This window comes from Amycolatopsis sp. NPDC003731, from assembly GCF_053586895.1.
The window spans coordinates 1-21,919 of the sequence record NZ_JBSFNC010000150.1; the positions used below are offsets into that span (position 1 = coordinate 1).

Here is a 21,919-nt window from a genome sequence, read left to right on the forward strand (position 1 = left end):
AGCTGGCCTTTGAGGGTGTCGTTGACCGACTCGATGAGCTGGCGGATGGACTTGAGCAGCGGCTCACCGGGATGAGGACGGCGGTTGCGGTAGGACGGCCGGATCAGCCGGACCCCACGCTCGGCCAGGAAACGGTCGAGTTCGCGGGAGACGTAGCCCTTGTCGGCGATGATCAGCAGACCTGGACGGTCGGTGAGCAGGTGGGGCTCGTGGTCGCAGATGGCCATGAGCACCTGCCGCTCGTCGACCTTGGGGTCGGCCAGCGCCCAGGCCACCGGCACCCCGGCCGGGGTGCAGACCAGATGCAGACGCAAGCCCCAGAACCAGCGGGAGTGTGAGCGGCAGAAGCCGTATTTGGCCCACCCGGCCAGCTCTGAGCGTTTGACTGTGGGCCGGGATCGGCCGCACTCGACCGGGGTGGAGTCGACGATCCAGGTGGTGTCGGTCCACAGGTCGGTGTCGGTCGCCAGCCAGCGCATGACGAGCTTGATCAGCGGTAACGCGGCACGCAGGCGGCGGTTGTAGCCGGACTGGCCGGGCAGGTAGCGGAACGCCCCAGGCATCCGGGCGGGCAGGAACCGCAGCCAGCGGGCCTCGGAGGTGAAACCCAGGAGCGCCTGGGCCACGGCCAGGGTGACCAGTTCGGCGTCGGTGAGCTTCGGCGGCCTGCCCACCCGCCGCCTGCCGGCGAGGTGGTCGTCGATCTTGACGTAGAGTGCGGTGAGAAGGGTGTTCAGGTCTGTCGTCACAAACGGATCTTGGACACCCTTCGTCCGTCTCCGGTCACCACCCAGACTTACGCATTACTCGTCTAGACCCGCTTCGCGGCCAGCCGGTCAGCCCGTGGCCATCGCACGTTCGTGGCCCACCCGAAGCGCTCGAAGGCCCAGATCACCCGAGCCGAAACATCCACCTGACCCCGCAGCACCCCGTGCCGCGCGCAAGTGGGATCCGCGTGGTGCGAGTTGTGCCACGACTCGCCCATCGACAGCAACGCCAGCGGCCAGAAGTTCGCCGCCTTGTCGCGGCTGGCAAAAGGCCTCTCCCCGATCAAGTGGCACACCGAGTTCACCGACCACGTCACGTGGTGCAGGAACGCGATCCGGACCAGTCCCGCCCAGAAGAACGCCGTCACCACGCCCCACCAGGACCACGACAGCAGCCCGCCCAGCACGGCCGGCAGGGCCAGGCTCACCGTGATCCACAGCCAGAAGTACCGGTTGACCCAGCGCACGTCCGAGTCCGCCACCAGGTCCGGGGCGAAGCGGTCCGCGTTGGTCACCTCGCGGCCGAACATCCAGCCCATGTGGGCGTGCCAGAAGCCGCGCAGCAGCGCCGACGGGGAGGTGCCGAACAGCCACGGGGAGTGCGGGTCGCCCTCGCGGTCGGCGAACGCGTGGTGGCGGCGGTGGCTCGCCACCCAGAAGATCACCGAACCCTGGACCGCCATGCTGCCCGCGATCGCCAGCACCACCCGCAGGGGCCGCGAGGCTTTGAACGCGCCGTGGGTGAAGTAGCGGTGGAAGCCGACCGTCACGCCGAGCGTGGCGAACGTGTAGAACGCCGCCGCGAGGATCAGGTCGATCCAGCTCATGCCCCAGCCCCACACCAGGGGGACCGCGATCAGGAGCGCCGCGAACGGCACCAGCAGGAAGGTCTTGAGCACGATCATCTCGCCGGTGCCGCGGCGGTGGGAGGTCAGCGGCTTGGGCGCGGTGCGCGACGTCATGGCGCGAACAGTAACCCACGAGCCGGACACCCACGCCGACGCGGAGTTAAGGCCGCGTTGCCGTCAGGCGGCCGTGAGCTCCTTCGGCGCCGCCGTCAGCGAGGTCACCGGGCCGCGGTCGCGGCTGCCCACCCACAGCGAGGCCGTCGCGATGATGACCGCCATCGCGCCCAGGACGTGGAACGACACCATCGCCTCCGGCACGCCCAGCGCGTACTGCAGCGAACCGAGGCCGCCCTGCGCGACGGCGACCACCCAGACCACCGTGTAGCGCTGCCAGAGGCTCTTGGGGGCGCCGACGCGCAGCAACTGGAGGCCGAACACCGCGAGCAGCAGCAGGTAGAGCACCAGCAGGCCGCCGTGGACCTGGGCGAGCGCCTCGACCGGGGCGTCCAGGCGGTGGGTGTTGATGTCGCCGCTGTGCGGGCCGGCGCCGGTCACCGTGGTGCCCGCCGCGAGCACGAGCCACATCACGGCGGCGAGCAGGACCAGGATCGTGCGGCCGGCCGGCGGGACCAGCAGCCGCGGGGTCTCGTCGCCTTCGCGGAACGCGCGCAGCAGGAGGACGGCCAGCCAGACGAGCGGGGTCGTCGCGAGGAAGTGGATCGCGACCGTCCACCACTCCAGCTTCGCGAGCACGGTCAGGCCGCCGACGACGGCCTGCAGCACGACGCCGCCGGGCATCGTCCAGGCCAGCTTGACCAGGCGCTTGCGCTCCGGGTGGTCGATCTGCACGCGCCACGCCGTGATGACCGCGACGGCGGCGATGAGGATGACGACGCCGGTCAGGAGCCGGTTGCCGAACTCGATCCACTGGTTGAGGGCGTCGATCCCGGAGTCGTGCTTCGGGACGAGGCTGCCGGCCACGCACTGCGGCCAGGTCGGGCAGCCGAGCCCGGACCCGGTGACGCGCACGATGGAGCCGGTGACGCCGATCAGCGCCTGCGCGAGGACCGCGGCGATCCCGACGGCCCGCTGCACGGCGGCGGAGGGAAACGGCAGACGGGCGACGAGGCTGGTGAACGGCACGGCATCGATGGTAGAGCGCGCGGAAAACGCGCTTTCGGCAGGTCCGGACGCCCAGAACGGGAAGACGCCCGCAAGGGACCTAGGTCACGCGAAGGCTGGGACTCAGGTGAGTTTCGTCGTCCGTGCGGCCACCGCGCCCGCGACCACCGCCCACACGGCCAGCACCAGCATGGGGCCGGGCGCGAACGAACCGTCCACCAACGCCGCGCGCATGCCCTCCGCCAGTGCTCCCGACGGCAGTAGTTCCACCACCCGCGCCAGTCCCGAAGGCAGCGACGACGGCGCCAGCAGGATCCCGCCCGCCAGCAGCAGGACGAACCACACGATGTTCGCCAGCGCCAGGACCGCCTCGGCCCGCAACGCCCCGCCCAGCAGGACGCCCAGCGCTCCGAACGCCAGCGTCCCGAGCACCAGCAACAAGATCGCCGAGAAGAGCCCGGCCAACGAAGGCGACCAGCCGAGGAACGCCGCCACCACGCCGATGATCACCGACTGCAGCACCACGACCACCAACGCCGCCGCCAGGCGGCCCGCCACCAGCAGCCACCGCGGCAACGCCGTCGCCGAGAGGCGCTTCAGCACCCCGTAACGGCGGTCGAAGCCCAGGGCGATCGCCTGGCCGGTGAACGCCGAGGACATCACCGCCAGCGCCAGGATGCGCGGGGTGATCCAGTCCACTCGCGGCACGGACCCCAGCGAAGACGCCGGGAGGATGTCCAAAAGGGACAACCCGATCAGCAGCGCCAGCGGGATCAGCAGCGTCAGCAGCACCTGCTCGCCGTGGCGCAACGTCAAGCTGACCTCGACGCGCGCGTGCGTGCGCAGCATCCGGCCCAGCGATCCCCGCCCGGGCGCCGGGGTGAACGTCCCCGGAGCAAACGTCATGCCCGCAGCTCCCGTCCGGTCAGCTCCAGGAAGACCTCTTCCAGGGTCCGCTTGCCGACCTGCAGTTCCTCCGGCAGCACGCCCTGCTGGGCGCACCACGCCGTGACCGTCGACACCACCTGGGGGTCGACCGAACCGACCACCGTGTAAGTGCCCGGCGCCGACTCGCGCACCGCGTAGCCCTCCGGCAGCGCCGCGGTCAGCAACGCCGTGTCGAGCCGCGTGCGGGCCTTGAACCGCAGGCCCGCGCTGCCCGTTTCGTCCGTCGTCAGCGACTGCGGTGCGCCCGACACCACGACCTTGCCGTGGTCCACGATCACCACCGTGTCGGCCAGCGCCTCGGCCTCTTCCATCAGGTGCGTGGTCAGCAGCACCGAGACGCCGTCGCCGCGCAACGCCGAGAGCAGGTCCCACACCAGGCGGCGGGCCTGCGGGTCCATGCCCGCGGTCGGCTCGTCGAGGAACACCAGCTCCGGCCGGCCGACCAGGGCGCACGCCAGGGAAAGCCGCTGCTGCTGGCCGCCGGAGAGGCGCTTGAACGGCGTGCGGCGGACCGGCGTCAGGCCGAGGACGTCCAGCAGCCACGCCGGGTCCAGGGGCGAAGCCGCGCAGGAGGCCACCAGGCGCAGCATCTCGTCCGCCCGGACACCCGGGTACGCGCCGCCGCCCTGGGGCATGATGCCGACGCGGGGACGCAGCGCCGAAGACTCGCGGACCGGGTCGAGGCCGAGCACGCGCACCGAGCCCGCGTCAGGCTTCGAAAAGCCTTCGCAGAGCTCGACGGTGGTCGTCTTGCCGGCCCCGTTCGGGCCGAGCAGGGCGAGCAGGGTGCCGCGCTCCATCCGCAGGTCGAGGCCGTCGACCGCGCGGGTGGAGCCGTAGCTTTTGACCAGCCCGCTGATCTCGACGGCAGGGACACTCACATCGGGTCACGATACGGCGTCGACCGGTTCGGGCACCCGCGGGGACGGCTTGGCGAGCAACACGGGAGCCAGCCGCCGCACGATCAGCAGCCCGCCGCCGCAGACGACGATCGCCGCGACGTAGGCGAACGGCAGCACGTACGGGCGGCCGTCGAAGGTGCTGCCGGTCGGGGGGAGCAGGAACGGCAGGGCCGCGCTGATCACCGTCGCCGCGACGCGGAAGCGGGACGTCCCGGCCGCGGCGGCGAGCGGGATCACCGCCCACAGCACGTACCACGGCTGCAGGTTGATCTGCAGGATCATCACCGCGCCGAGGGCGACGCCGAGCCCGATGATCGGCCGGTAGCGCCACTTGAAGCTGTCCCAGAGGAACTTGAACGTGATCGCCAGGGCGACGAGGTAGCCGAGCACGCCGAGGATCGGCACCAGCGCGTCGGTGTGGTTGCCCAGCCCGAGCGCGATGCCGAGGACGCCGGAGAGGTTGGCCAGCTCGGCGGTGGGGGAGATCCAGGAGCGGACCAGGCCGGGCGTGTTGAACGTCGCCCCGACCCAGCCGAAGCCGAGGCCGGTGCCGAAGCAGACGACGACCAGGACCACGCCGAACCACAGCGCCATCGGGGCGCCGGCCACGAACAGGTCCTTGAGCCGGCCGTGCCAGCGCCGCGCCACCATCACGGCGAAGAACGGCAGCGCGAACACCGCGGGCAGCTTGACCGCGACGCCGAGGGTGATGATCGCGACCCCGAGCCCGATGTAGAGCAGTTCGCCGCGGGCCAGCGGGGGTGGCGTGTCGCCCTTCACCCGGATCGGCAGCCGCCGGATGCCGATCTCCAGCCCGGCCAGCATCAGGCCGACGGCGAGCGCGTCGTTGTGGGCGCCGGCGACGAAGTGGAAGATCAGCAGCGGGTTCAGCGCGCCGAGCCACAGCGCGGTCGCGGGCTGGACGCCGAACCGGCGCGCCAGCCGCGGCAGGGCCCACACGATGAGGACCACGCCGGCCAGCGCCAGCACCCGCTGCAGCAGCACGCCGACCGCGATGCTGTTGCCCGCCAGGGGCGCCAGCCAGCCGCCGAGGCGGAGCACCAGCGGCCCGTACGGCGCCGGCGTCTCGCGCCACATGTTCGACACGCCCGCGGTGAACGGGTCGGCGACGCCGAGCGCCTGCGCCGGGCCGAGGACGTACGGGTCCATCCCGCGGTGCACGATCTCGCTCTGCGCCAGGTAGCTGTAGACGTCGCGGGAGAACAGCGGCGGGATGACCAGCAGCGGCAGCACCCACAGCGCGGTGGTGCGCGCGAGCTGGCCCTGCGACGCCAGCCGCGCGCGGCTGGGCTGGGCGAACCGGCCGAGCATCAGCCAGCTCAGCACCAGGATGCCCATCCCGGAGATGGCGATGGCCAGCGACACCGTCGGGATCCGGGTGAACAGCCGCAGCACCGGGATCTCCTGCACCGGGTTGATCACCGGGGCGGCGCCGGCGCCGAGGGAGCCGAGCGCGAGGAACAGCGAGCCGACCGTGCCGAAGCGGCGGACGACGTTCAGCCCGCGCTGCTCGGCGGCCTCCAGGGGGAGCGGTTCGCGGGGGCGGACGGGCGAGAGCGTCACCGGGTGGGCACTCCCGGTTTCGAGCCGTGCCACTTGCTGTTCCTGTTCGCCCACTGCCACGCGTGCAGGGTATCGGTCGCCTGGCGAGTGAGTCGGGTCACTGCCGGACACCCCGCCTTTGCCGATCACCCGGAAATAAGACACACTTGTGTTGTGAAAAAGACGGAGGCGGGTGACCAGGCGGGCGGCGACATGCCCCGCGCCGCGCAGCCGCACGTCCCGTCGCAGGTCAGCGCCGAGGGCAAGACCCGCCACGAGGTCGCCCGGCTGCTGCTGGAACAGGGTCCCATGACCGCCGTCGTGGTCGCCGAGCAGCTCGGGATCAGCCCCACCGCCGTCCGGCGGCACCTGGACGCGCTGCTCGCGGACGGCGAAGCCGAGACGAGGGACGCGCCGCGCCGCGGACCCCGCGGCCGGGGCCGTCCGGCGAAGCTCTTCCTGCTCACCGAGCCCGGCCGCGCCCGGTTCGGGCACGCCTACGACGACCTGGCCGTCTCCGCGATCCGCTTCCTGGCCGAGCACGCCGGGGAGGACGCCGTGCGCGCCTTCGCCGAGCAGCGCATCGAGAAGCTCGTCGGCCCGCACCGCGCCGCGATCACCGAACCGGGTGAGCCGGCGACGCGCGCGGAGGCCCTCGCGGCCGCGCTGAGCAGGGAAGGCTACGCTGCGTCGACCCGCCAGGTCGGCGCCCCGGCTCCTGGTCAGAACGTGGGCGCGCAGCTCTGCCAGCACCACTGTCCGGTCGCCCACGTCGCCGCGGAGTTCCCGCAGCTGTGCGAGGCCGAGACGGAGGCGTTCGCGCAGCTGCTGGGCACCCACGTCCAGCGGCTGGCGACCATCGCACGCGGGGACTCCGCGTGCACCACCCACGTACCCGTCACGGCGGGTCAGCCGGCCCATCCCGAGCCGGCCAGAACGGTGTCCCCCGAGGGGCACACAGCACGGATCCCGAATGGAGGGAAACCCGCATGACTGCCGCTGCCGAGCAGCGCACTCCCACCACCGCGCCACTGAGCCAGGAAGAGACCATCGAGTCCCTTGGCAAGTACGCGTTCGGCTGGGCGGACTCCGACGAGGCGGGCGCCAGCGCCCGTCGCGGGCTGAACGAGGACGTCGTCACCGACATCTCCTCGAAGAAGTCCGAGCCGGAGTGGATGCGCGAAGCGCGACTGAAGGCGCTCAAGCTCTTCGAGAAGAAGCCCATGCCCAACTGGGGGGCCGACCTCTCCGGGATCGACTTCGACAACATCAAGTACTTCGTGCGGTCCACGGAGAAGCAGGCCACCTCCTGGGAGGACCTGCCCGAGGACATCAAGAACACGTACGACAAGCTCGGCATCCCCGAGGCGGAGAAGCAGCGCCTCGTCGCCGGCGTCGCCGCGCAGTACGAGTCCGAGGTCGTCTACCACCAGATCCGCGAGGACCTGGAGGAGCAGGGCGTCCTGTTCCTGGACACCGACTCCGCGCTCAAGGAGCACCCGGAGCTGTTCCAGGAGTACTTCGGCTCGGTCATCCCGGCCGGTGACAACAAGTTCTCCGCGCTGAACACGGCGGTGTGGTCCGGCGGCTCGTTCATCTACGTGCCGAAGGGCGTGCACGTCGAGATCCCGCTGCAGGCCTACTTCCGGATCAACACCGAGAACATGGGCCAGTTCGAGCGCACCCTGATCATCGTCGACGAAGGTGCGTACGTGCACTACGTCGAGGGCTGCACGGCGCCGATCTACCAGTCCGACTCGCTGCACTCGGCGGTCGTGGAGATCATCGTCAAGAAGGGCGCCCGCTGCCGCTACACGACCATCCAGAACTGGTCGAACAACGTCTACAACCTGGTCACCAAGCGCGCCAAGTGCGAAGAGGGCGCGACCATGGAATGGATCGACGGCAACATCGGTTCCAAGGTGACGATGAAGTACCCGTCGGTGTTCCTCATGGGCGAGCACGCCAAGGGCGAGGTCCTGTCGGTCGCGTTCGCGGGCGAGGGCCAGCACCAGGACGCGGGCGCCAAGATGGAGCACCTCGCGCCGTACACCTCCTCGACCATCGTGTCGAAGTCGGTGGCGCGCGGCGGCGGCCGCACCTCCTACCGCGGCCTGGTCCGCGTGGCGAAGCGGGCGCACCACTCGCGCTCCAGCGTCGTCTGCGACGCGCTGCTGGTGGACACCATCTCGCGCTCGGACACGTACCCGTACGTGGACATCCGCAACGACGAGGTGTCGATGGGCCACGAGGCCACGGTGTCCAAGGTCAGCGAGGACCAGCTGTTCTACCTGATGTCGCGCGGTCTCGACGAGGCCGAGGCGATGGCGATGATCGTGCGCGGCTTCGTGGAGCCGATCGCCCGTGAGCTGCCGATGGAGTACGCGCTCGAGCTGAACCGCCTGATCGAGCTCCAGATGGAAGGGTCCGTCGGCTAGTCATGTCGGTTACCGAGAACAACGTTTCGGAAGCTCTTCGCGAGGGGGCGGTCATCCCGGCCGCCTCCCGCGCGGAGCGCTTCACCTCCTACGACGTCGAGGCCTTCGAGGTCCCGGGCGGTCGTGAGGAGAACTGGCGCTTCACGCCGATGAAGCGCCTTCGCGGCCTGCACGACGGCAGCGCCACCGCCACCGGCGAGATCACGCTCGAGGCCGAAGCCGCGCCCGAGCTGAAGATCGAGACCGTCGGCCGCGACGACGAGCGGCTCGGTGCCGCCGGCGTCCCGAGCGACCGGATCGCCGCGCAGGCGTACTCGTCCTTCACCAAGGCCACCGTCGTGACGGTGCCGAAGGAGACGAAGGCGTCGAAGCCGTCCGTGCTGCGGATCCACGGCCCGGGCGAGGGCCAGGTCGCCTACGGGCACCTGCAGGTCCGCGCCGAGGCGTTCGCCGAAGCCGTCATCGTGCTCGACCACGTCGGCTCCGGCACCTACGCCGACAACGTCGAGTTCGTCATCGGCGACGGCGCCAAGGTCACCGTGGTCAGCGTCCAGGACTGGGCCGACGACGCCGTGCACGTCTCCGAGCAGCACCTGAAGCTGGGCCGCGACGCCGCGCTGCGGCACACCGTGATCACCCTGGGCGGTGACCTGGTCCGCGTCTCGCCGACGGCGACCTTCGCCGACAAGGGCGGCGACGTCGAGATGCTCGGCGTCTACTTCGCGGACCGGGGCCAGCACCAGGAGCACCGCCTCTTCGTCGACCACGCGGTGCCGAACTGCAAGTCGCGCGTGATGTACAAGGGCGCCCTGCAGGGCGACGACGCGCACACGGTGTGGATCGGCGACGTCCTGATCCGCGCGGCCGCCGAGGCCACCGACACCTACGAGCTCAACCGCAACCTGGTGCTCACCCCCGGGGCGCGCGCGGACTCGGTGCCGAACCTCGAGATCGAGACCGGCGAGATCGAAGGTGCCGGCCACGCGAGCGCGACGGGAAGGTTCGACGACGAGCAGTTGTTCTACCTCCAGTCGCGCGGAATCGCCGAAGAAGCCGCGCGGCGCCTGGTCGTGCGCGGGTTCTTCCACGAGATCCTGGTCAAGATCGACGTCCCCGAGGTGCGCGAGCGCCTCGAAGCCGCGATCGAGGCCGAGCTCGAAGCCGTCGGTGCCTGACCGCCCTCTCTGACTTAGGAAACGAAGAAATGGCTACCCTGGAAATCAAGGACCTCCACGCCTCGGTCACGACCGACGAGGGCGCCAAGGAGATCCTCAAGGGCGTCAACCTGACCATCAAGTCGGGCGAGACGCACGCGATCATGGGCCCGAACGGCTCGGGCAAGTCCACGCTGTCCTACGCGATCGCCGGTCACCCCAAGTACGAGGTCACCTCGGGCGAGGTCCTGCTCGACGGTGAGAACGTGCTCGAGATGAGCGTCGACGAGCGCGCCCGCGCCGGCCTGTTCCTGGCCATGCAGTACCCGGTCGAGGTGCCCGGCGTGTCCATGTCCAACTTCCTCCGCACCGCGGCCACCGCGGTCCGTGGCGAGGCCCCCAAGCTGCGCCACTGGGTCAAGGAGGTCAAGGAGGAGATGGGCAAGCTCGAGATCTCGCAGGAGTTCGCCGAGCGCTCGGTCAACGAGGGCTTCTCCGGCGGCGAGAAGAAGCGCCACGAGATCCTGCAGCTGGCGCTGCTCAAGCCGAAGTTCGCCATCCTCGACGAGACCGACTCCGGCCTCGACGTCGACGCCCTGCGCGTCGTCTCCGAGGGCGTGAACGCGCACAAGGCTTCGAGCGAGGTCGGCGTCATGCTGATCACGCACTACACCCGGATCCTGCGGTACATCACGCCGGACTTCGTGCACGTCTTCGCCGACGGCAAGATCGTCGAGTCGGGCGGCAAGGAGCTCGCGGACGAGCTGGAGGAGAACGGGTACGTGAAGTACACCGGCAAGACCGAGCCCGCCGCGGTCTGACCCCGTTCCGTTACACCGAGAAGAGAGGAGTCGGCCCGATGACCACCACCTCGGCCGGTTCTTTGCCACTCGACGTGGCTGGCCTGCGGGCCGACTTCCCCATCCTGTCGCGCACCGTCCGCGACGGGAAACCCTTGGTGTACCTGGACTCCGGGGCGACGTCGCAACGCCCGGCGGCCGTGCTCGACGCCGAACGGCACTACGTCGAGACGTCGAACGCGGCCGTCCACCGCGGTGCGCACCAGCTGTCCGAAGAAGCGACCGACGCCTACGAGTCCGCGCGGGCGAAGATCGCCGAATTCGTCGGCGCCGACCCCGAGGAACTGGTGTTCACCAAGAACGCCACCGAGGGCATCAACCTGGTCGCCTACTCGTTCGGCAACGCCGCCACCGCGGGCCCGGAAGCCGCGCGGTTCGTCGTCGGCCCGGGTGACGAGATCGTCGTCACCGAGATGGAGCACCACGCGAACCTCGTGCCGTGGCAGCAGCTGTGCCAGCGCACCGGCGCGACGCTGAAGTGGTTCAAGGTCACGCCGGAGGGCCGGCTCGACCTGTCCGATGTGGACGAACTGATCACGCCGCGCACCAAGGTGGTCGCGTTCGCGCACCAGTCGAACGTGCTCGGCACGGTCAACCCGGTCTCGCTGCTGGTCGAGAAGGCGAAGGCGGTCGGCGCGTTCACCGTGCTGGACGCCTGCCAGTCGGTGCCGCACTTCCCGGTGAGCTTCCACGAGCTCGGCGTCGACTTCGCCGCGTTCTCCGGGCACAAGATGCTCGGCCCGTCCGGCATCGGCGTCCTCTACGGGCGCACCGAGCTGCTGTCGGCCATGCCGCCGTTCCTCACCGGCGGGTCGATGATCGAGATGGTCCGGATGGAGGGCTCGACCTTCGCGCCGCCGCCGCAGCGGTTCGAGGCCGGCGTCCCGATGACGTCGCAGGCCATCGGCCTCGGCGCGGCCGTGGACTACCTCTCGGCCGTCGGCATGGACCGCATCGCCGCGCACGAGAAGGAACTGGCCGCGGCGGCGCTGGAAGGCATCGGCGCGATCCCGGGTGTCCGGATCATCGGGCCGACCGACCTGGCGGACCGCGGCGCGACCGTGTCGTTCGTGATCGACGGCGTGCACCCGCACGACGCCGGCCAGGTGCTCGACAGCCTCGGCATCGCCGTCCGGGTCGGCCACCACTGCGCGTGGCCGCTGCACCGGGCCTGCCACGCGCAGGCCACCGTGCGGGCGTCGTTCTACCTGTACAACGACCTGTCCGAAGTGGACGCCCTCGTCGCGGGCATCCGCGAGGCGCAGAAGTTCTTCGGGGTGGGGCAGTGAACCTGGAGAGCATGTACCAGGAGATCATCCTGGACCACTACAAGAACCCGCACGGGCGCGGCCTGCGTGACCCGTTCGACGCCGAGTCGTTCCAGGTCAACCCGACCTGCGGCGACGAGGTGACGCTGCGGGTCAAGGTCGAGGACGGGAAGGTCGCCGACGTCTCCTACGACGGCCAGGGCTGCTCGATCAGCCAGGCCTCGACGTCGGTGCTGACCGACCTCGTCGTCGGCCACACGATCGAGGAGGCGTTCACCACCATGGACGCCTTCGTGGAACTGATGCAGGGCAAGGGAAAGGTCGAGCCGGACGAGGACGTGCTGGAGGACGGGGTCGCCTTCGCGGGCGTCGCCAAGTACCCCGCCCGCGTGAAGTGCGCCCTCCTCGGCTGGATGGCTTTCAAGGACGCCGTCGCCCGGACGAGCAGTGGAGCTGAAAAGGCATGACTGAAGAAACCGCCACTCGTGAGGGGCGCACCGCCGCCGACCTCGACGCCGAGACCACCGCCAAGCAGGACCTCGACCTCGCCAAGATCGAGGACGTCGAAGAGGCCATGCGCGACGTCGTCGACCCGGAACTCGGGATCAACGTCGTCGACCTCGGCCTCGTCTACGACATCCGCGTCGAGGCCGACAACACCGCGACCCTCGACATGACGCTGACCTCGGCGGCCTGCCCGCTGACCGACGTCATCGAGGACCAGACGAACGCCGCGCTCACCAGCGGCGGGCTGGTCAAGGACTTCCGGATCAACTGGGTCTGGATGCCGCCGTGGGGCCCGGAGAAGATCACCGAGGACGGCCGCGAGCAACTGCGCGCCCTCGGATTCACCGTCTGAGTTATTCTTCGCCGAGCGGGTCACCCTTCCGGGTGGCCCGTTTTGCGTATAACGACATATACCAGGCGACAGCGTAGAGCCCGAGTGCGGCGAAGAACCCACTGACGGCGCCGGTGACGGCGAGGTAGGTGGCGTTGCCGAAGACGCCGGCGGGGGTCATCGGGTCGTGCTCGGCCAGGAACGGCAGGGTTTCGGCGAGCACGCCGGTCACGACGCCGGCGACGAGGAAGGCCGTGGCGGCCGTGGGGTACCGGCTGCGCGGCGGTGCGGGCCGGGCCGGGGCGTGGTGGTACCAGCGGACCAGCCACCACGCCAGGACCGCCGCGCCGGCGATCGTGCTGACCAGCTGGATCAGGCGTCCGACGTCGACGCCGGTGACGAGCGGGATCCGCAGGAAGGCGAACCCGCCGCTCTCGTGCGTGAAGGCGTCCCAGCCGACGTGTGTGAGCGCGCCGAGGACGAGCGACAGCGCGATCCAGCCGGGCCGCCAGTTGAAGTGGCGCGGGAGCCGTTCGGCGAGGGGCTCGGGCGCCAGCGCCAGCAGCGGCCGCTTGAGGAGGACGTGGAACACGGCCAGCAGGAGCAGGGCGATGAGCGGGTCGAGCCAGAGGGCCGAGGCGAATTCGTGGGTCTTGCTCAGGCCGATATCGGGCAGCGGCCGCGGGACGAACCAGAAGACGTCCGGCGCGACCGACCCGGCGACGAGCGCCGAGGGCGCCAGCGGCCGCCTCGCCAGGGGCAGCACGGCGGCGGGATGACTGAGCGTGAACGGCACGGGAGCTAGTATCCCGGGGTGGTCCTCCGGTCGATCGTCCTGTTCCTCGCGGCGGCGGTGTGCGAGATCGGCGGAGCGTGGCTGGTCTGGCAGGGCGTCCGCGAACACCGAGGCTGGCTGTGGATCGGCGGGGGAGTGCTGGCCCTGGGTGTGTACGGCTTCGTGGCGACACTCCAGCCGGACGCCCACTTCGGCCGCATCCTCGCCGCGTACGGCGGCGTGTTCGTCGCGGGGTCGCTGGCGTGGGGGATGGTGGCGGACGGTTACCGGCCGGACCGCTACGACGTGCTCGGCGCGCTGCTGTGCCTCGCGGGGGTCGCGGTGATCATGTACGCGCCTCGGGCGGGGTAAGGCATGAGTCATACGCCTAACGGCCCTCGCGACCTGGTCAAGCCGCCACCTTCAGTTGCTTCTTTACCCATTTGAGAAGAATCTCTTTTTGCTTTGGATCCAAATTCGACTTGGACAGTGCGGTTTCGGCTTCGTCGATAAAAACGAAGTTCATTCGCGCGATGAACACAGCTTCAAGTGCATCGAGTGGACCCAGTCGGAGTGAAGCGACTTGATCTGCGCTGTAGTCGGAGATGATCCAGTCTTCGGTTTCTATGTAGTAGCACAGTAAGAATGCGGCGCCCAAGGAGGCGTTGATGTCTTCCAGTAGGTAGCTTTCCTTGTTGCCCACCTCATGCGCTGAGTATCCGGAACTGCCGTCTTCCGGCTCCATGAAGACCGACTTAAGAATGAGATCCTCGAGATCGCTTCGCGTTCCCCATTCCGAGTCAAGCCTGAACCAGAAATCCTGCTCAGATAGGCTTTCACCGATGAGTTTCAGGCAATTTTTGATGTCGTCGGATGAATAGCCTTCGCTGTCCGCTATGGCGCTGAAGCCGAGGTAGCCGCGGAGTATCGTTTCCGCGAAGGCGGGCCAGCGAAAATCCTTGGTGGCGTCCGGGAAGGGAGAAGTTGTGCACACCAGAGCGTCTACGCTCGCATATTTGAGGAGCTCGACCAGGGAGATGAGACGCGAGCGAGCGGCCATGATTGGAACCCAGAAGCTGACTGCTGACCAGTACTTCACTCTTTCGCTTACCAGATTGGCCACCTCGACTTCTTCGTGCCAGTCGAACTTGTAGCTGTCCGCCACTTGCTCGGGCGAAAATGTCTTCGAATGTTCAGCGGCGAGCTCGGGAAGAGCCTTCAGCGAGGCAATGAGCAGAAACGCTCGTGCTCCGATCTCGGCTGATGGGTGGTGAAGAAGTGTCTTGGAGTAGCTGACCACTTCCAAAGGTACGACCGACTTCAAGGTTCCCTCAAAAGATATCATTCTGAAAAGGGGCTCGAATACATGTGGCGGACCAAAGATTCGCCACTCTTCATCGTCGCCTTGGTGCCCGATGCTGTGGCGGCGATCGAAGTCTTGCTGCGTTTCGTCCTCGTATGCCATGAAAGAGGGCATCTCGGACATGGACGGTATTCCTTCGAGGAAAAGATCGATGCAAGCCCGGACTAGTCGTCGGCAAGTCGTTGTCTTGATATAGAGACCGTCAAGATTTCGAGATGCGAATGAGAGGAGGTTTGTTCTTGTAAATATGTTCACTTGCGTGAGGCTGTCGAGCAAAAGATTAACAGTCTTGTCGGCGGCGTCACTGTAGCTGCCGTCCAGCTTTTGGATGGCCAACTGGCTGACTATGTCCCAACTGCCCTCGTATAGCCTGGGTGCCAGTTGCTTCCACAGCTTTACCGGTGAGGGGTTGCACTTGACGAGTTCACAAGCTGCGAAATATTCAAGGAAAGTTCGATGTGTGAATTTGTAGATCTCTTCCCGTTTTGATTCGGATGTGCCGACATCCGTAAGTATCCAGGTTCGCCCGCTCCAGAGCTTAAGCAGTTTTGTCGCTGCCGTTTCTGCGTCTTCAATATTTTCGTACCTACGCTGCCAAAACCGTGTAAGGCGACGCTTCAAGGTGCTTCGAGGAATCCCTTTGGCGTGGTCGGTCGACGTATATGCCCAGAGTGCTACGTCCTGAAGCGCAGCTTTGGCGTCCGCTCTCAGAGGTCGGCTGCTTGACACCCCGCGTCCAGCATCCCATCTTTCGAAAAGCATCTCTGCGCATTTTTCATATAGATCAGCGCGGTCTTCCGGAATTGTTCTGATGCCGCGATACACGTTGCACAGCAGTCCCAGCATGAGAGCGTTTTGTCGTATGTCTGCAACGGACTGAGACTCGTGCAAGAACGATGAAGTCAGTCCCCTGTGCTCGTCTTTCGTTAAATTCTTGTCAATCGAAAACCAGTTCTTCGCATACTCGGCGACGTCTGTGTCGGAGAAGTTCATCAAGCATAGTGTGGAGAAGTTCTTGGGGCTTACCGGGGCTTCGTCGTATCCGACGGTTCGCGACGTCACGATTATCGTGGTAGCTGTGTAAAGATTGGAGAAATTCTCGATTATCGAGACCATCTCGCGGCGGCGAGTCACGTCGATCAGTTCATCCAGTCCATCGAACATCACCAAGCCGCGACCGCTCAAGAAGATGTATTCCAAAATCTCAGGTTTGACTATCAAATGATATGATTCGTTCAGGTGTCTCGCTAAAAATTCTATCAGAGAGCATCCTCTGGCTCGCTTGGCCTCCTCGTAGGAGCGCATCGTAACGATGAACGGCACTGCGTTGCCATAGGAATTACCGTCGTTCCGAGAGAACTCGTAGGCAAGTTTCTGGGTCAGGGTTGATTTTCCCGCGCCTGGGTCGCCCAGGATGACCGTGCGGTAGGCGGAAGAAATCATCTGCGTGAATGTTAATGCACTATTGGCCGGGTAGAATCGCGAATCTGTTCGTCCTCCGATTCTTCTTTCGAATCGAGGGACTACATAATGTGGATTGATGGGTACTCTGGTTTGCACGTCGAAGTAGGCCGGCACGAGCTCGTTCGTGCGGTTGCTCAATGCGGGTCGGTACGCCTCGATGAACTGTTTGACCTTGATGAGGTCAACAGATTCGAACTGGAGAAAGCGCACGTTTCGTGCAGCTGCTCGCGTCAAGACCCCGGAGTTCTTGTCGCTGACTGCTCGATCGGCCAGTTCTCCGTGAAGTCTTGGATTGGACTGGAATACCTTATTGGATGCTTCGTGAAGCGTGCGTGCGACAATCTTCACCAATGGTAGCGCGCTTGCTTCGGCGGACGGCGCGGACAGATTGCCGGTGAGCTGCAGTAATGTGCTGAACAGTTCCTTGTGGTCCGCCTCCGTGCGATCGTACCCTTTGGCAAGTATTGAAACCGCTATGCCTCGAACTGCCACGTCGGCTTCTGGGCTTTTCAAAAAATTAGAAATACCGTTGATTTCCGATGTGGACAACTGTTCGGTCAGCTCCGCTAGGGCGGACAAGATGAAAGGCTTGGCCGAGGTTTCAAGTGTAACTAGGGCAGACTCGACTTCGCGCTTGCGTCTGGTCATGATCGAGCGGGAGATGGCTCCAGCGCCTCCGCCGAGCGCACGAACCACGAGGCCTGAGATGATGCCAGGGCTAATGGGGTCCATGCTACCTCCGTCGCTCATCACGCGAGTCGCTCGAATGTGCTGCAGTGTTACAAAGCCGTGGAAGCTGTGGCGTTCATCAATCCAACGGACAGCTTTGAGGTCCGAGGTTTCTTACCGTCACCGCTGAACGGAGCAATCTTGGTCGAGACCGAAGGTGTGGGGGAGTTCGATGCGGCTACTGTCGCCCGGAACGCCGGAACGTGGCGAAAGCCGCTGCGGGCCCACTGCCGGTCAGGACGGTCGCCGCGCCGAGAAAGACCAGCAAAGCCTCGTGGATCAGGTCGATGACGACATCGCGGTCGCGTTCGTTGGAGAACAGCCGGACGTTCACCGGTAACTCATCCTCCTCCAGCGCCGCGCCGATCCGGTCGATGCGGCGCAGCGCCGTCAGTTCGCCGGCCGCTGTGTGCGGCCCAGCGGGCCCGGCCGCAGCCTGGCGCCCACCTCATTGACGGCGAACGCGCCGGTCTCCTTTGTCGTCGCCGAGCAGACCACGGTGGTGCAGTCCGGTGGGTCACGAGGTGGAGGGCGGGGTATCTCACGCGTTGGGGGAACGACTTTCGGCCGTGGCCGGGCCGGTGGTGGCCTTCTAACCTGATCGCGCGAACCATGGTGAAGTGCTCTCTTAATCAGACAAAGGAGACACGATGAACGGACGCGTGACGGGACGGGTGGTCGCTCTGGCCATCGGAGCCCCGCTGGCACTGGGCCTGGCCACCGCCCCGGCCGCCTCGGCGGCCGCGGTCACGACGCTGTACTACAGCTCGTCGGGCGCCCCGGACTACCTGACCCAGATCGATCAGGGCGCGGCCAACTGGAACGCGGCGGTCACGGACGTGAAGCTCGTCAAGCGAAGCATGGGGGCGACGATCGTGTTCCACGAGGTGCACAGCGGCGGCTCGTACACGAACACGGACGGCCACGGCCGCGGCCAGATCTACCTGGACACGAGCCAGGTGGCGGAGGGCTACGACCCGACGCGGATCGCGGCGCACGAGCTCGGGCACAACCTCGGGCTGCCGGACCACTACAGTGGACCCTGCACGGAGCTGATGTCGGGCCACGGCCCGGGAACGGTCTGCAAGAACGCCAAGCCTTCGGCAGCTGAGGCGGCGAAGGTGCAGTCGTTGTGGGTGAACGGATTGGTGGCCGAAACGGCGGAGCTCCGCACCGCTCAGTGACTCGGTTCGAGGTGGCCTACGGTGTGCCGGAAGCACCTTCGTCCTTCCTTCGGAGCAGCTCGAGCGTCACCCCGGCGATGACCATCGCGCCCCGAGCACTGCACCACGTCCGGACGCCGGTCATCTTCAGCCACTTCCGGCGCACCGTGGCCACCCCCGCCGAGAGCGACGACTGAGCGGGTCTACCGTAAGCGGGCCCGGTCGAGGAGATCGTCGCGGCTGGCCGATGGGCTGGCCACTGTGGAGACGGCCCGGGCTTCGTGGCACCGTCCCGCTGATTCGGGCACCATGGTCCGCATGACTGCCGCCTACGACGAGTTCGCCGCGGCCTACACGGCCGAGAACGACGCCAGCCTGATGAACGCCTACTACGAGCGGCCCGCGACCCTCGCGCTCGCCGGTGACGTGGCGGGCCGCCGGATCCTCGACGCCGGGTGCGGCTCGGGGCCGCTGTTCGCCGAGCTGCGGGCGAAGGGCGCGGTCGTCAGCGGGTTCGACCAGAGCCCCGGCATGCTAGCGCACGCGAAAACGCTGCTGGGCGCGGACGCGGACCTGCGGGTCGCCGACCTGGCCGACCCGCTCCCGTTCCCCGACGCGGAGTTCGACGACGTCGTGGCGTCGCTGGTGCTGCACTACCTGCGGGACTGGGGCCCGGTGCTCGCCGAATTCCGGCGCGTGCTCAAGCCCGGCGGCCGGCTGATCGCCTCGGTCAACCACCCGATGATGGTCAACCTGACCCATCGCCACGAGGGCCCGCGGCCGGACTACTTCGAGCAGTACACCTGGACCGACGAGTTCGAGCTGCACGGCGAAAAAGCGCGGATGACGTTCTGGAAAAGCCCCTGCACGCGATGACGGACGCCTTCACCGCGGCCGGTTTCCGGATCGCCGTCATCAGCGAACCGCACCCCACCCCGGCCGCCCGCGAGCTCTTCCCCGGCGACTTCGAAATCCTCGACACCTTCCCGAGCTTCCTGTTCTTCGTCCTGGAAGCCGAGTAGGCGTCAGTCGAGGCAGAACTCGTTGCCCTCGATGTCCTGCATGTTCTGGCACGATTCGTTTTCCTCGTCGGCGAGCAGGAGCTGCCCGCGGACCGCGCCGAGCTTCTCCAGCCGCGCGCACTCGGCCTCGAGGGCGGCGAGCCGCTCCTCGCCGACGAGCCCGGTGCCGACCCGGACGTCGAGGTGCACGCGGTTCTTGACGACCTTGCCTTCGGGCACCTGCTGGAAGTACAGCCGCGGGCCCACCCCGGTGGGGTCGCTGCAGGCGACGCCGCTGTTGTGGAGCTCGTACCCGAGCACCTCGCACCAGAACCGGGCGACGCGCTCCGGATCCGCGCAGTCGAAGGTGATCTGGACCTGCCTGACCGTCGTCATGAGGCCCACCCTAGGCGGTGCGGGCAAGGGGATTTCAGCCGAGCTCGTCGAGCAGGGCCTGGATCGCCGCCGCCATCGCCGCCGGGTCGCCGTCGCCCGGGCGCAGCACCAGGTCCGGCGACGACGGCCGCTCGTAGGGGGCGTCGATGCCGGTGAACCCGGTGATCTCCCCGGCGCGCGCCTTCGCGTACATCCCCTTCGGATCGCGGGCTTCGCAGACCTCCAGGGGCGTGTCGACGAAGACCTCCACGAACGGCAGCCCGTCGTGGATCGTCCGTGCCCGGGCGCGGTCGGCCTCGTACGGGCTGATCAGCGACGCGATCGCGACCACGCCCGCGTCCGCGAACAGCCGGGCCACCTCGGCCACCCGCCGGACGTTCTCCGCGCGGTCCTCGGGGCTGAACCCGAGACCGGCGTTCAGCCCGTGCCGCAGGTTGTCGCCGTCGAGCAGGTACGCCGGGCGGCCCGCCGCGACCAACCGGCGCTCCAGCTCGACCGCCACCGACGACTTGCCCGACGCCGAAAGCCCGGTCAGCCACACCGTAGCGCCACGCGTCGGGCGGTCTTCGCGCCGCACCGCCGCCGTGTGCCAGACGACCGGGGAGGCGACCGCGCCGGTGATCATGCCCGCCGCGACCGTGTCGCCGGTGTGCTCGTCGACCAGCAGGAAGCCGCCGGTCGCCCGGTTGCGGCGGTACGGGTCGAACAGCAGCGGCGACCGCGTGCGCAGCCGGATGCGGCCGATGTCGTTCAGGGACAGCGCTTCCGCCGTCTCGTCGCGGTGCAGGGTGGTGACGTCGAGGCGGTACTCCAGCCGCTCCACCGTGCCCCGCGTCTCGGTGGTCGTGTGGCGCACCGCGTACGTCGCGCCCGGCGTCAGCGCCGCGCGCTCGGAGAACCAGCAGACCAGGGCGTCCACCTCGCGGGCCGACTCCGCCCGGTTGCCGGGGCGGCACAGCATGGCCCCGCGGCCGAGGTCGAGGTCGTCGGCCAGCTCCACGGCCACCGCCTGGCCGGTGAACGCCTCGTCCAGGGGCTGCCCGCCCGGGCCCCAGACCGCGCGCACCTTCGACGTGAACCCCGAGGGCAGCGCCACGACCTCGTCGCCCGGCTTGAACACCCCGCCGGCGATGGTGCCCGCGTAGCCGCGGAAGTCGGACCGCCGGATGACGTACTGCACCGGGAACCGCGCGTCGATCAGGTTGCGGTCGGAAGCAACGTGCACCTCCTCCAGCTGGTGCAGCAGCGAAGTGCCCTCATACCACGGCATGCTGGCGCTGCGGTGGACGACGTTGTCGCCGTGCAGTGCCGAAACCGGCACGAACGTGAGGTCGGCGACGTCGAGCTTCATCGCGAACCGGCGGAAGTCCTCGCGGATTTCGTCGAACCTCTCCTGAGACCAGTCGACGAGGTCCATCTTGTTCACGCACACCACGAGGTGCCCGATGCCGAGCAACGACGCCAGGAACGCGTGCCGCCGCGACTGTTCCAGGACGCCCTTGCGTGCGTCGACCAGGATCAGCGCCAGGTCGGCGGTGGACGCGCCGGTCACCATGTTCCGCGTGTACTGCAGGTGCCCCGGCGTGTCCGCGATGATGAACTTCCGCCTGGGCGTGGCGAAGTAGCGGTGGGCGACGTCGATCGTGATGCCCTGCTCGCGCTCGGCCCGCAGCCCGTCGGTGAGCAGCGCGAGGTCCGGGTAGTCCTCGCCGCGGTCCCGGCTGGCGCGTTCGACGGCGGCGAGCTGGTCGGTGAAGATCGCCTTCGAATCGAACAGCAGCCGCCCGATCAGCGTGGACTTGCCGTCGTCCACGCTGCCGGCGGTGGCGATCCGCAGCAGCTGCATCAGAAGTAGCCCTCTCGCTTGCGGTCTTCCATGCCGGCTTCGGAGATGCGGTCGTCGGCCCGGGTGGCACCGCGTTCGGTGACGCGGGTGGCGGCCACCTCGGCGACCACTTCGGACGGTGTCGTCGCCGAGGACTCGACGCAGCCGGTGCAGGTGGCGTCGCCGACGGTCCGGAAGCGCACGGTCGCCTCGTACGGCGTCTCACCATCCACAAGGGACAGAAAGCGGGTGGCCGCCAGCAGCATGCCGTCGCGCTGCACGACCGGGCGTTTGTGCGCGAAGTACAGCGGTGGCAGCGCGATCCGCTCGTCCCGGATGTACTGCCAGATGTCCAGCTCGGTCCAGTTCGACAGCGGGAAGACGCGGATGTGCTCGCCGCGGCGGTGCCGCCCGTTGTACAGGTTCCACAGCTCCGGGTCGACCGGGTGCGGCGGACCACCGTGCTGGCCTGGGCCTATGCCGTGCTCACCGGGT

At 67.8% G+C, this 21,919-nt stretch carries 22 protein-coding genes and 1 pseudogene; 11 read left to right on the forward strand and 12 right to left on the reverse strand.

Annotation, left to right across the window (positions count from 1 at the left end; all coding sequences use genetic code 11):
- The 6 genes from ACWDN5_RS38760 to mptB all read right to left on the reverse strand — a co-directional run.
- On the reverse strand, positions 1-749 hold a 749-nt coding region (locus ACWDN5_RS38760; RefSeq protein WP_449679787.1), incomplete at its 3' end, for an IS982 family transposase.
- A 62-nt stretch (positions 750-811) separates the two neighbouring features.
- Positions 812-1,729 carry an acyl-CoA desaturase gene (locus ACWDN5_RS38765; RefSeq protein WP_310975167.1) on the reverse strand — a complete coding sequence of 306 codons (918 nt, stop codon included), beginning with the start codon at positions 1,727-1,729 and terminating at the stop codon, positions 812-814.
- Positions 1,730-1,792: 63 nt separating this feature from the next.
- Complete coding sequence (locus ACWDN5_RS38770) at positions 1,793-2,758, reverse strand: COX15/CtaA family protein (RefSeq protein WP_310975169.1); 966 nt, start codon at positions 2,756-2,758, stop codon at positions 1,793-1,795.
- Positions 2,759-2,860: 102 nt separating this feature from the next.
- Positions 2,861-3,643 carry an ABC transporter permease gene (locus ACWDN5_RS38775; RefSeq protein WP_449679788.1) on the reverse strand — a complete coding sequence of 261 codons (783 nt, stop codon included), beginning with the start codon at positions 3,641-3,643 and terminating at the stop codon, positions 2,861-2,863.
- Entirely contained in the window at positions 3,640-4,566 is a 927-nt protein-coding gene (locus ACWDN5_RS38780) for an ABC transporter ATP-binding protein (protein WP_449679789.1), read from the reverse strand. The genes ACWDN5_RS38775 and ACWDN5_RS38780 overlap by 4 nt, the downstream gene beginning before the upstream one ends.
- Before the next feature lie 6 nt (positions 4,567-4,572).
- Positions 4,573-6,204 carry a polyprenol phosphomannose-dependent alpha 1,6 mannosyltransferase MptB gene (gene mptB, locus ACWDN5_RS38785; RefSeq protein WP_310975240.1) on the reverse strand — a complete coding sequence of 544 codons (1,632 nt, stop codon included), beginning with the start codon at positions 6,202-6,204 and terminating at the stop codon, positions 4,573-4,575.
- 159 nt (positions 6,205-6,363) lie between these two features.
- Between mptB and ACWDN5_RS38790 the strand changes: the two genes are divergently transcribed.
- The 7 genes from ACWDN5_RS38790 to ACWDN5_RS38820 are packed head-to-tail and all read left to right on the forward strand — an operon-like array spanning position 6,364 to position 12,729.
- Positions 6,364-7,143, forward strand: a complete 780-nt coding sequence (locus ACWDN5_RS38790) for a helix-turn-helix transcriptional regulator (RefSeq protein WP_310975241.1) — start codon at positions 6,364-6,366, stop codon at positions 7,141-7,143.
- Positions 7,140-8,588 (forward strand): Fe-S cluster assembly protein SufB, encoded by a 1,449-nt coding sequence (gene sufB / locus ACWDN5_RS38795; RefSeq protein WP_310975173.1) that lies wholly within the window; start codon positions 7,140-7,142, stop codon positions 8,586-8,588. Before ACWDN5_RS38790 ends, sufB begins: the two co-directional genes overlap by 4 nt.
- A 2-nt stretch (positions 8,589-8,590) precedes the next feature.
- A complete protein-coding gene (gene sufD, locus ACWDN5_RS38800) occupies positions 8,591-9,763 on the forward strand; it encodes a Fe-S cluster assembly protein SufD (RefSeq protein ID WP_449679790.1) in 1,173 nt (390 codons plus the stop codon).
- A 29-nt stretch (positions 9,764-9,792) separates the two neighbouring features.
- Complete coding sequence (sufC, locus tag ACWDN5_RS38805) at positions 9,793-10,563, forward strand: Fe-S cluster assembly ATPase SufC (RefSeq protein WP_310975175.1); 771 nt, start codon at positions 9,793-9,795, stop codon at positions 10,561-10,563.
- Between the two features lie 38 nt (positions 10,564-10,601).
- Positions 10,602-11,891 carry a cysteine desulfurase gene (locus ACWDN5_RS38810; RefSeq protein WP_310975176.1) on the forward strand — a complete coding sequence of 430 codons (1,290 nt, stop codon included), beginning with the start codon at positions 10,602-10,604 and terminating at the stop codon, positions 11,889-11,891.
- Positions 11,888-12,337 (forward strand): Fe-S cluster assembly sulfur transfer protein SufU, encoded by a 450-nt coding sequence (sufU, locus tag ACWDN5_RS38815; RefSeq protein WP_449679791.1) that lies wholly within the window; start codon positions 11,888-11,890, stop codon positions 12,335-12,337. Before ACWDN5_RS38810 ends, sufU begins: the two co-directional genes overlap by 4 nt.
- Positions 12,334-12,729 carry a metal-sulfur cluster assembly factor gene (locus ACWDN5_RS38820; RefSeq protein ID WP_310975179.1) on the forward strand — a complete coding sequence of 132 codons (396 nt, stop codon included), beginning with the start codon at positions 12,334-12,336 and terminating at the stop codon, positions 12,727-12,729. The genes sufU and ACWDN5_RS38820 overlap by 4 nt, the downstream gene beginning before the upstream one ends.
- 1 nt (position 12,730) lies before the next feature.
- On the opposite strand, the gene ACWDN5_RS38825 is transcribed toward ACWDN5_RS38820, so the two are convergent.
- A complete protein-coding gene (locus ACWDN5_RS38825) occupies positions 12,731-13,504 on the reverse strand; it encodes a DUF4184 family protein (protein WP_449679792.1) in 774 nt (257 codons plus the stop codon).
- Between the two features lie 18 nt (positions 13,505-13,522).
- Between ACWDN5_RS38825 and ACWDN5_RS38830 the strand changes: the two genes are divergently transcribed.
- The gene (locus ACWDN5_RS38830) at positions 13,523-13,855 is read left to right on the forward strand and encodes a YnfA family protein (RefSeq protein ID WP_449679793.1); all 333 of its coding nucleotides are present in this window, start codon (positions 13,523-13,525) and stop codon (positions 13,853-13,855) included.
- 37 nt (positions 13,856-13,892) lie between these two features.
- Here the strand turns inward: ACWDN5_RS38830 and ACWDN5_RS38835 are convergent, their stop codons facing one another.
- Together ACWDN5_RS38835 and ACWDN5_RS38840 are read right to left on the reverse strand one after the other, a co-directional pair.
- Entirely contained in the window at positions 13,893-17,042 is a 3,150-nt protein-coding gene (locus ACWDN5_RS38835; RefSeq protein ID WP_449679794.1) for an NACHT domain-containing protein, read from the reverse strand.
- A 175-nt stretch (positions 17,043-17,217) separates the two neighbouring features.
- A complete protein-coding gene (locus ACWDN5_RS38840) occupies positions 17,218-17,373 on the reverse strand; it encodes a hypothetical protein (RefSeq protein WP_449679795.1) in 156 nt (51 codons plus the stop codon).
- Between the two features lie 316 nt (positions 17,374-17,689).
- On the opposite strand from ACWDN5_RS38840, the gene ACWDN5_RS38845 reads away from it, so the two are divergent.
- From ACWDN5_RS38845 to ACWDN5_RS38855, 3 genes and pseudogenes are all read left to right on the forward strand, one after another.
- Positions 17,690-18,223, forward strand: a complete 534-nt coding sequence (locus ACWDN5_RS38845; protein WP_449679796.1) for a snapalysin family zinc-dependent metalloprotease — start codon at positions 17,690-17,692, stop codon at positions 18,221-18,223.
- A 23-nt stretch (positions 18,224-18,246) separates the two neighbouring features.
- The gene (locus tag ACWDN5_RS38850) at positions 18,247-18,399 is read left to right on the forward strand and encodes a hypothetical protein (protein ID WP_449679797.1); all 153 of its coding nucleotides are present in this window, start codon (positions 18,247-18,249) and stop codon (positions 18,397-18,399) included.
- A 121-nt stretch (positions 18,400-18,520) separates the two neighbouring features.
- Positions 18,521-19,224, forward strand: a pseudogene (locus tag ACWDN5_RS38855) (class I SAM-dependent methyltransferase).
- A gap of 3 nt (positions 19,225-19,227) precedes the next feature.
- Here the strand turns inward: ACWDN5_RS38855 and ACWDN5_RS38860 are convergent.
- The 3 genes from ACWDN5_RS38860 to cysD form a co-directional block, all read right to left on the reverse strand.
- Positions 19,228-19,599 (reverse strand): VOC family protein, encoded by a 372-nt coding sequence (locus ACWDN5_RS38860; RefSeq protein WP_449679798.1) that lies wholly within the window; start codon positions 19,597-19,599, stop codon positions 19,228-19,230.
- Positions 19,600-19,633: 34 nt separating this feature from the next.
- Positions 19,634-21,445: an adenylyl-sulfate kinase gene (gene cysC / locus ACWDN5_RS38865; protein WP_449679799.1), complete on the reverse strand. Its 1,812-nt coding sequence runs from the start codon at positions 21,443-21,445 to the stop codon at positions 19,634-19,636.
- Positions 21,445-21,919 (reverse strand): sulfate adenylyltransferase subunit CysD (gene cysD / locus ACWDN5_RS38870; RefSeq protein ID WP_449679800.1); only part of this gene is annotated, 475 nt, incomplete at its 5' end. The genes cysC and cysD, both read right to left, overlap by 1 nt.

Coding starts and splice junctions, on each gene's coding strand:
- ACWDN5_RS38765 (WP_310975167.1), bottom strand. CDS start 1,729: ATGACGTCGCGCACCGCGCCCAAGCCGCTGACCTCCCACCGCCGCGGC.
- ACWDN5_RS38775 (WP_449679788.1), bottom strand. CDS start 3,643: ATGACGTTTGCTCCGGGGACGTTCACCCCGGCGCCCGGGCGGGGATCG.
- ACWDN5_RS38790 (WP_310975241.1), top strand. CDS start 6,364: ATGCCCCGCGCCGCGCAGCCGCACGTCCCGTCGCAGGTCAGCGCCGAG.
- sufB (WP_310975173.1), top strand. CDS start 7,140: ATGACTGCCGCTGCCGAGCAGCGCACTCCCACCACCGCGCCACTGAGC.
- sufD (WP_449679790.1), top strand. CDS start 8,591: ATGTCGGTTACCGAGAACAACGTTTCGGAAGCTCTTCGCGAGGGGGCG.
- sufC (WP_310975175.1), top strand. CDS start 9,793: ATGGCTACCCTGGAAATCAAGGACCTCCACGCCTCGGTCACGACCGAC.
- ACWDN5_RS38810 (WP_310975176.1), top strand. CDS start 10,602: ATGACCACCACCTCGGCCGGTTCTTTGCCACTCGACGTGGCTGGCCTG.
- ACWDN5_RS38820 (WP_310975179.1), top strand. CDS start 12,334: ATGACTGAAGAAACCGCCACTCGTGAGGGGCGCACCGCCGCCGACCTC.
- ACWDN5_RS38835 (WP_449679794.1), bottom strand. CDS start 17,042: ATGGACCCCATTAGCCCTGGCATCATCTCAGGCCTCGTGGTTCGTGCG.
- ACWDN5_RS38845 (WP_449679796.1), top strand. CDS start 17,690: ATGAACGGACGCGTGACGGGACGGGTGGTCGCTCTGGCCATCGGAGCC.
- ACWDN5_RS38860 (WP_449679798.1), bottom strand. CDS start 19,599: ATGACGACGGTCAGGCAGGTCCAGATCACCTTCGACTGCGCGGATCCG.
- cysC (WP_449679799.1), bottom strand. CDS start 21,445: ATGCAGCTGCTGCGGATCGCCACCGCCGGCAGCGTGGACGACGGCAAG.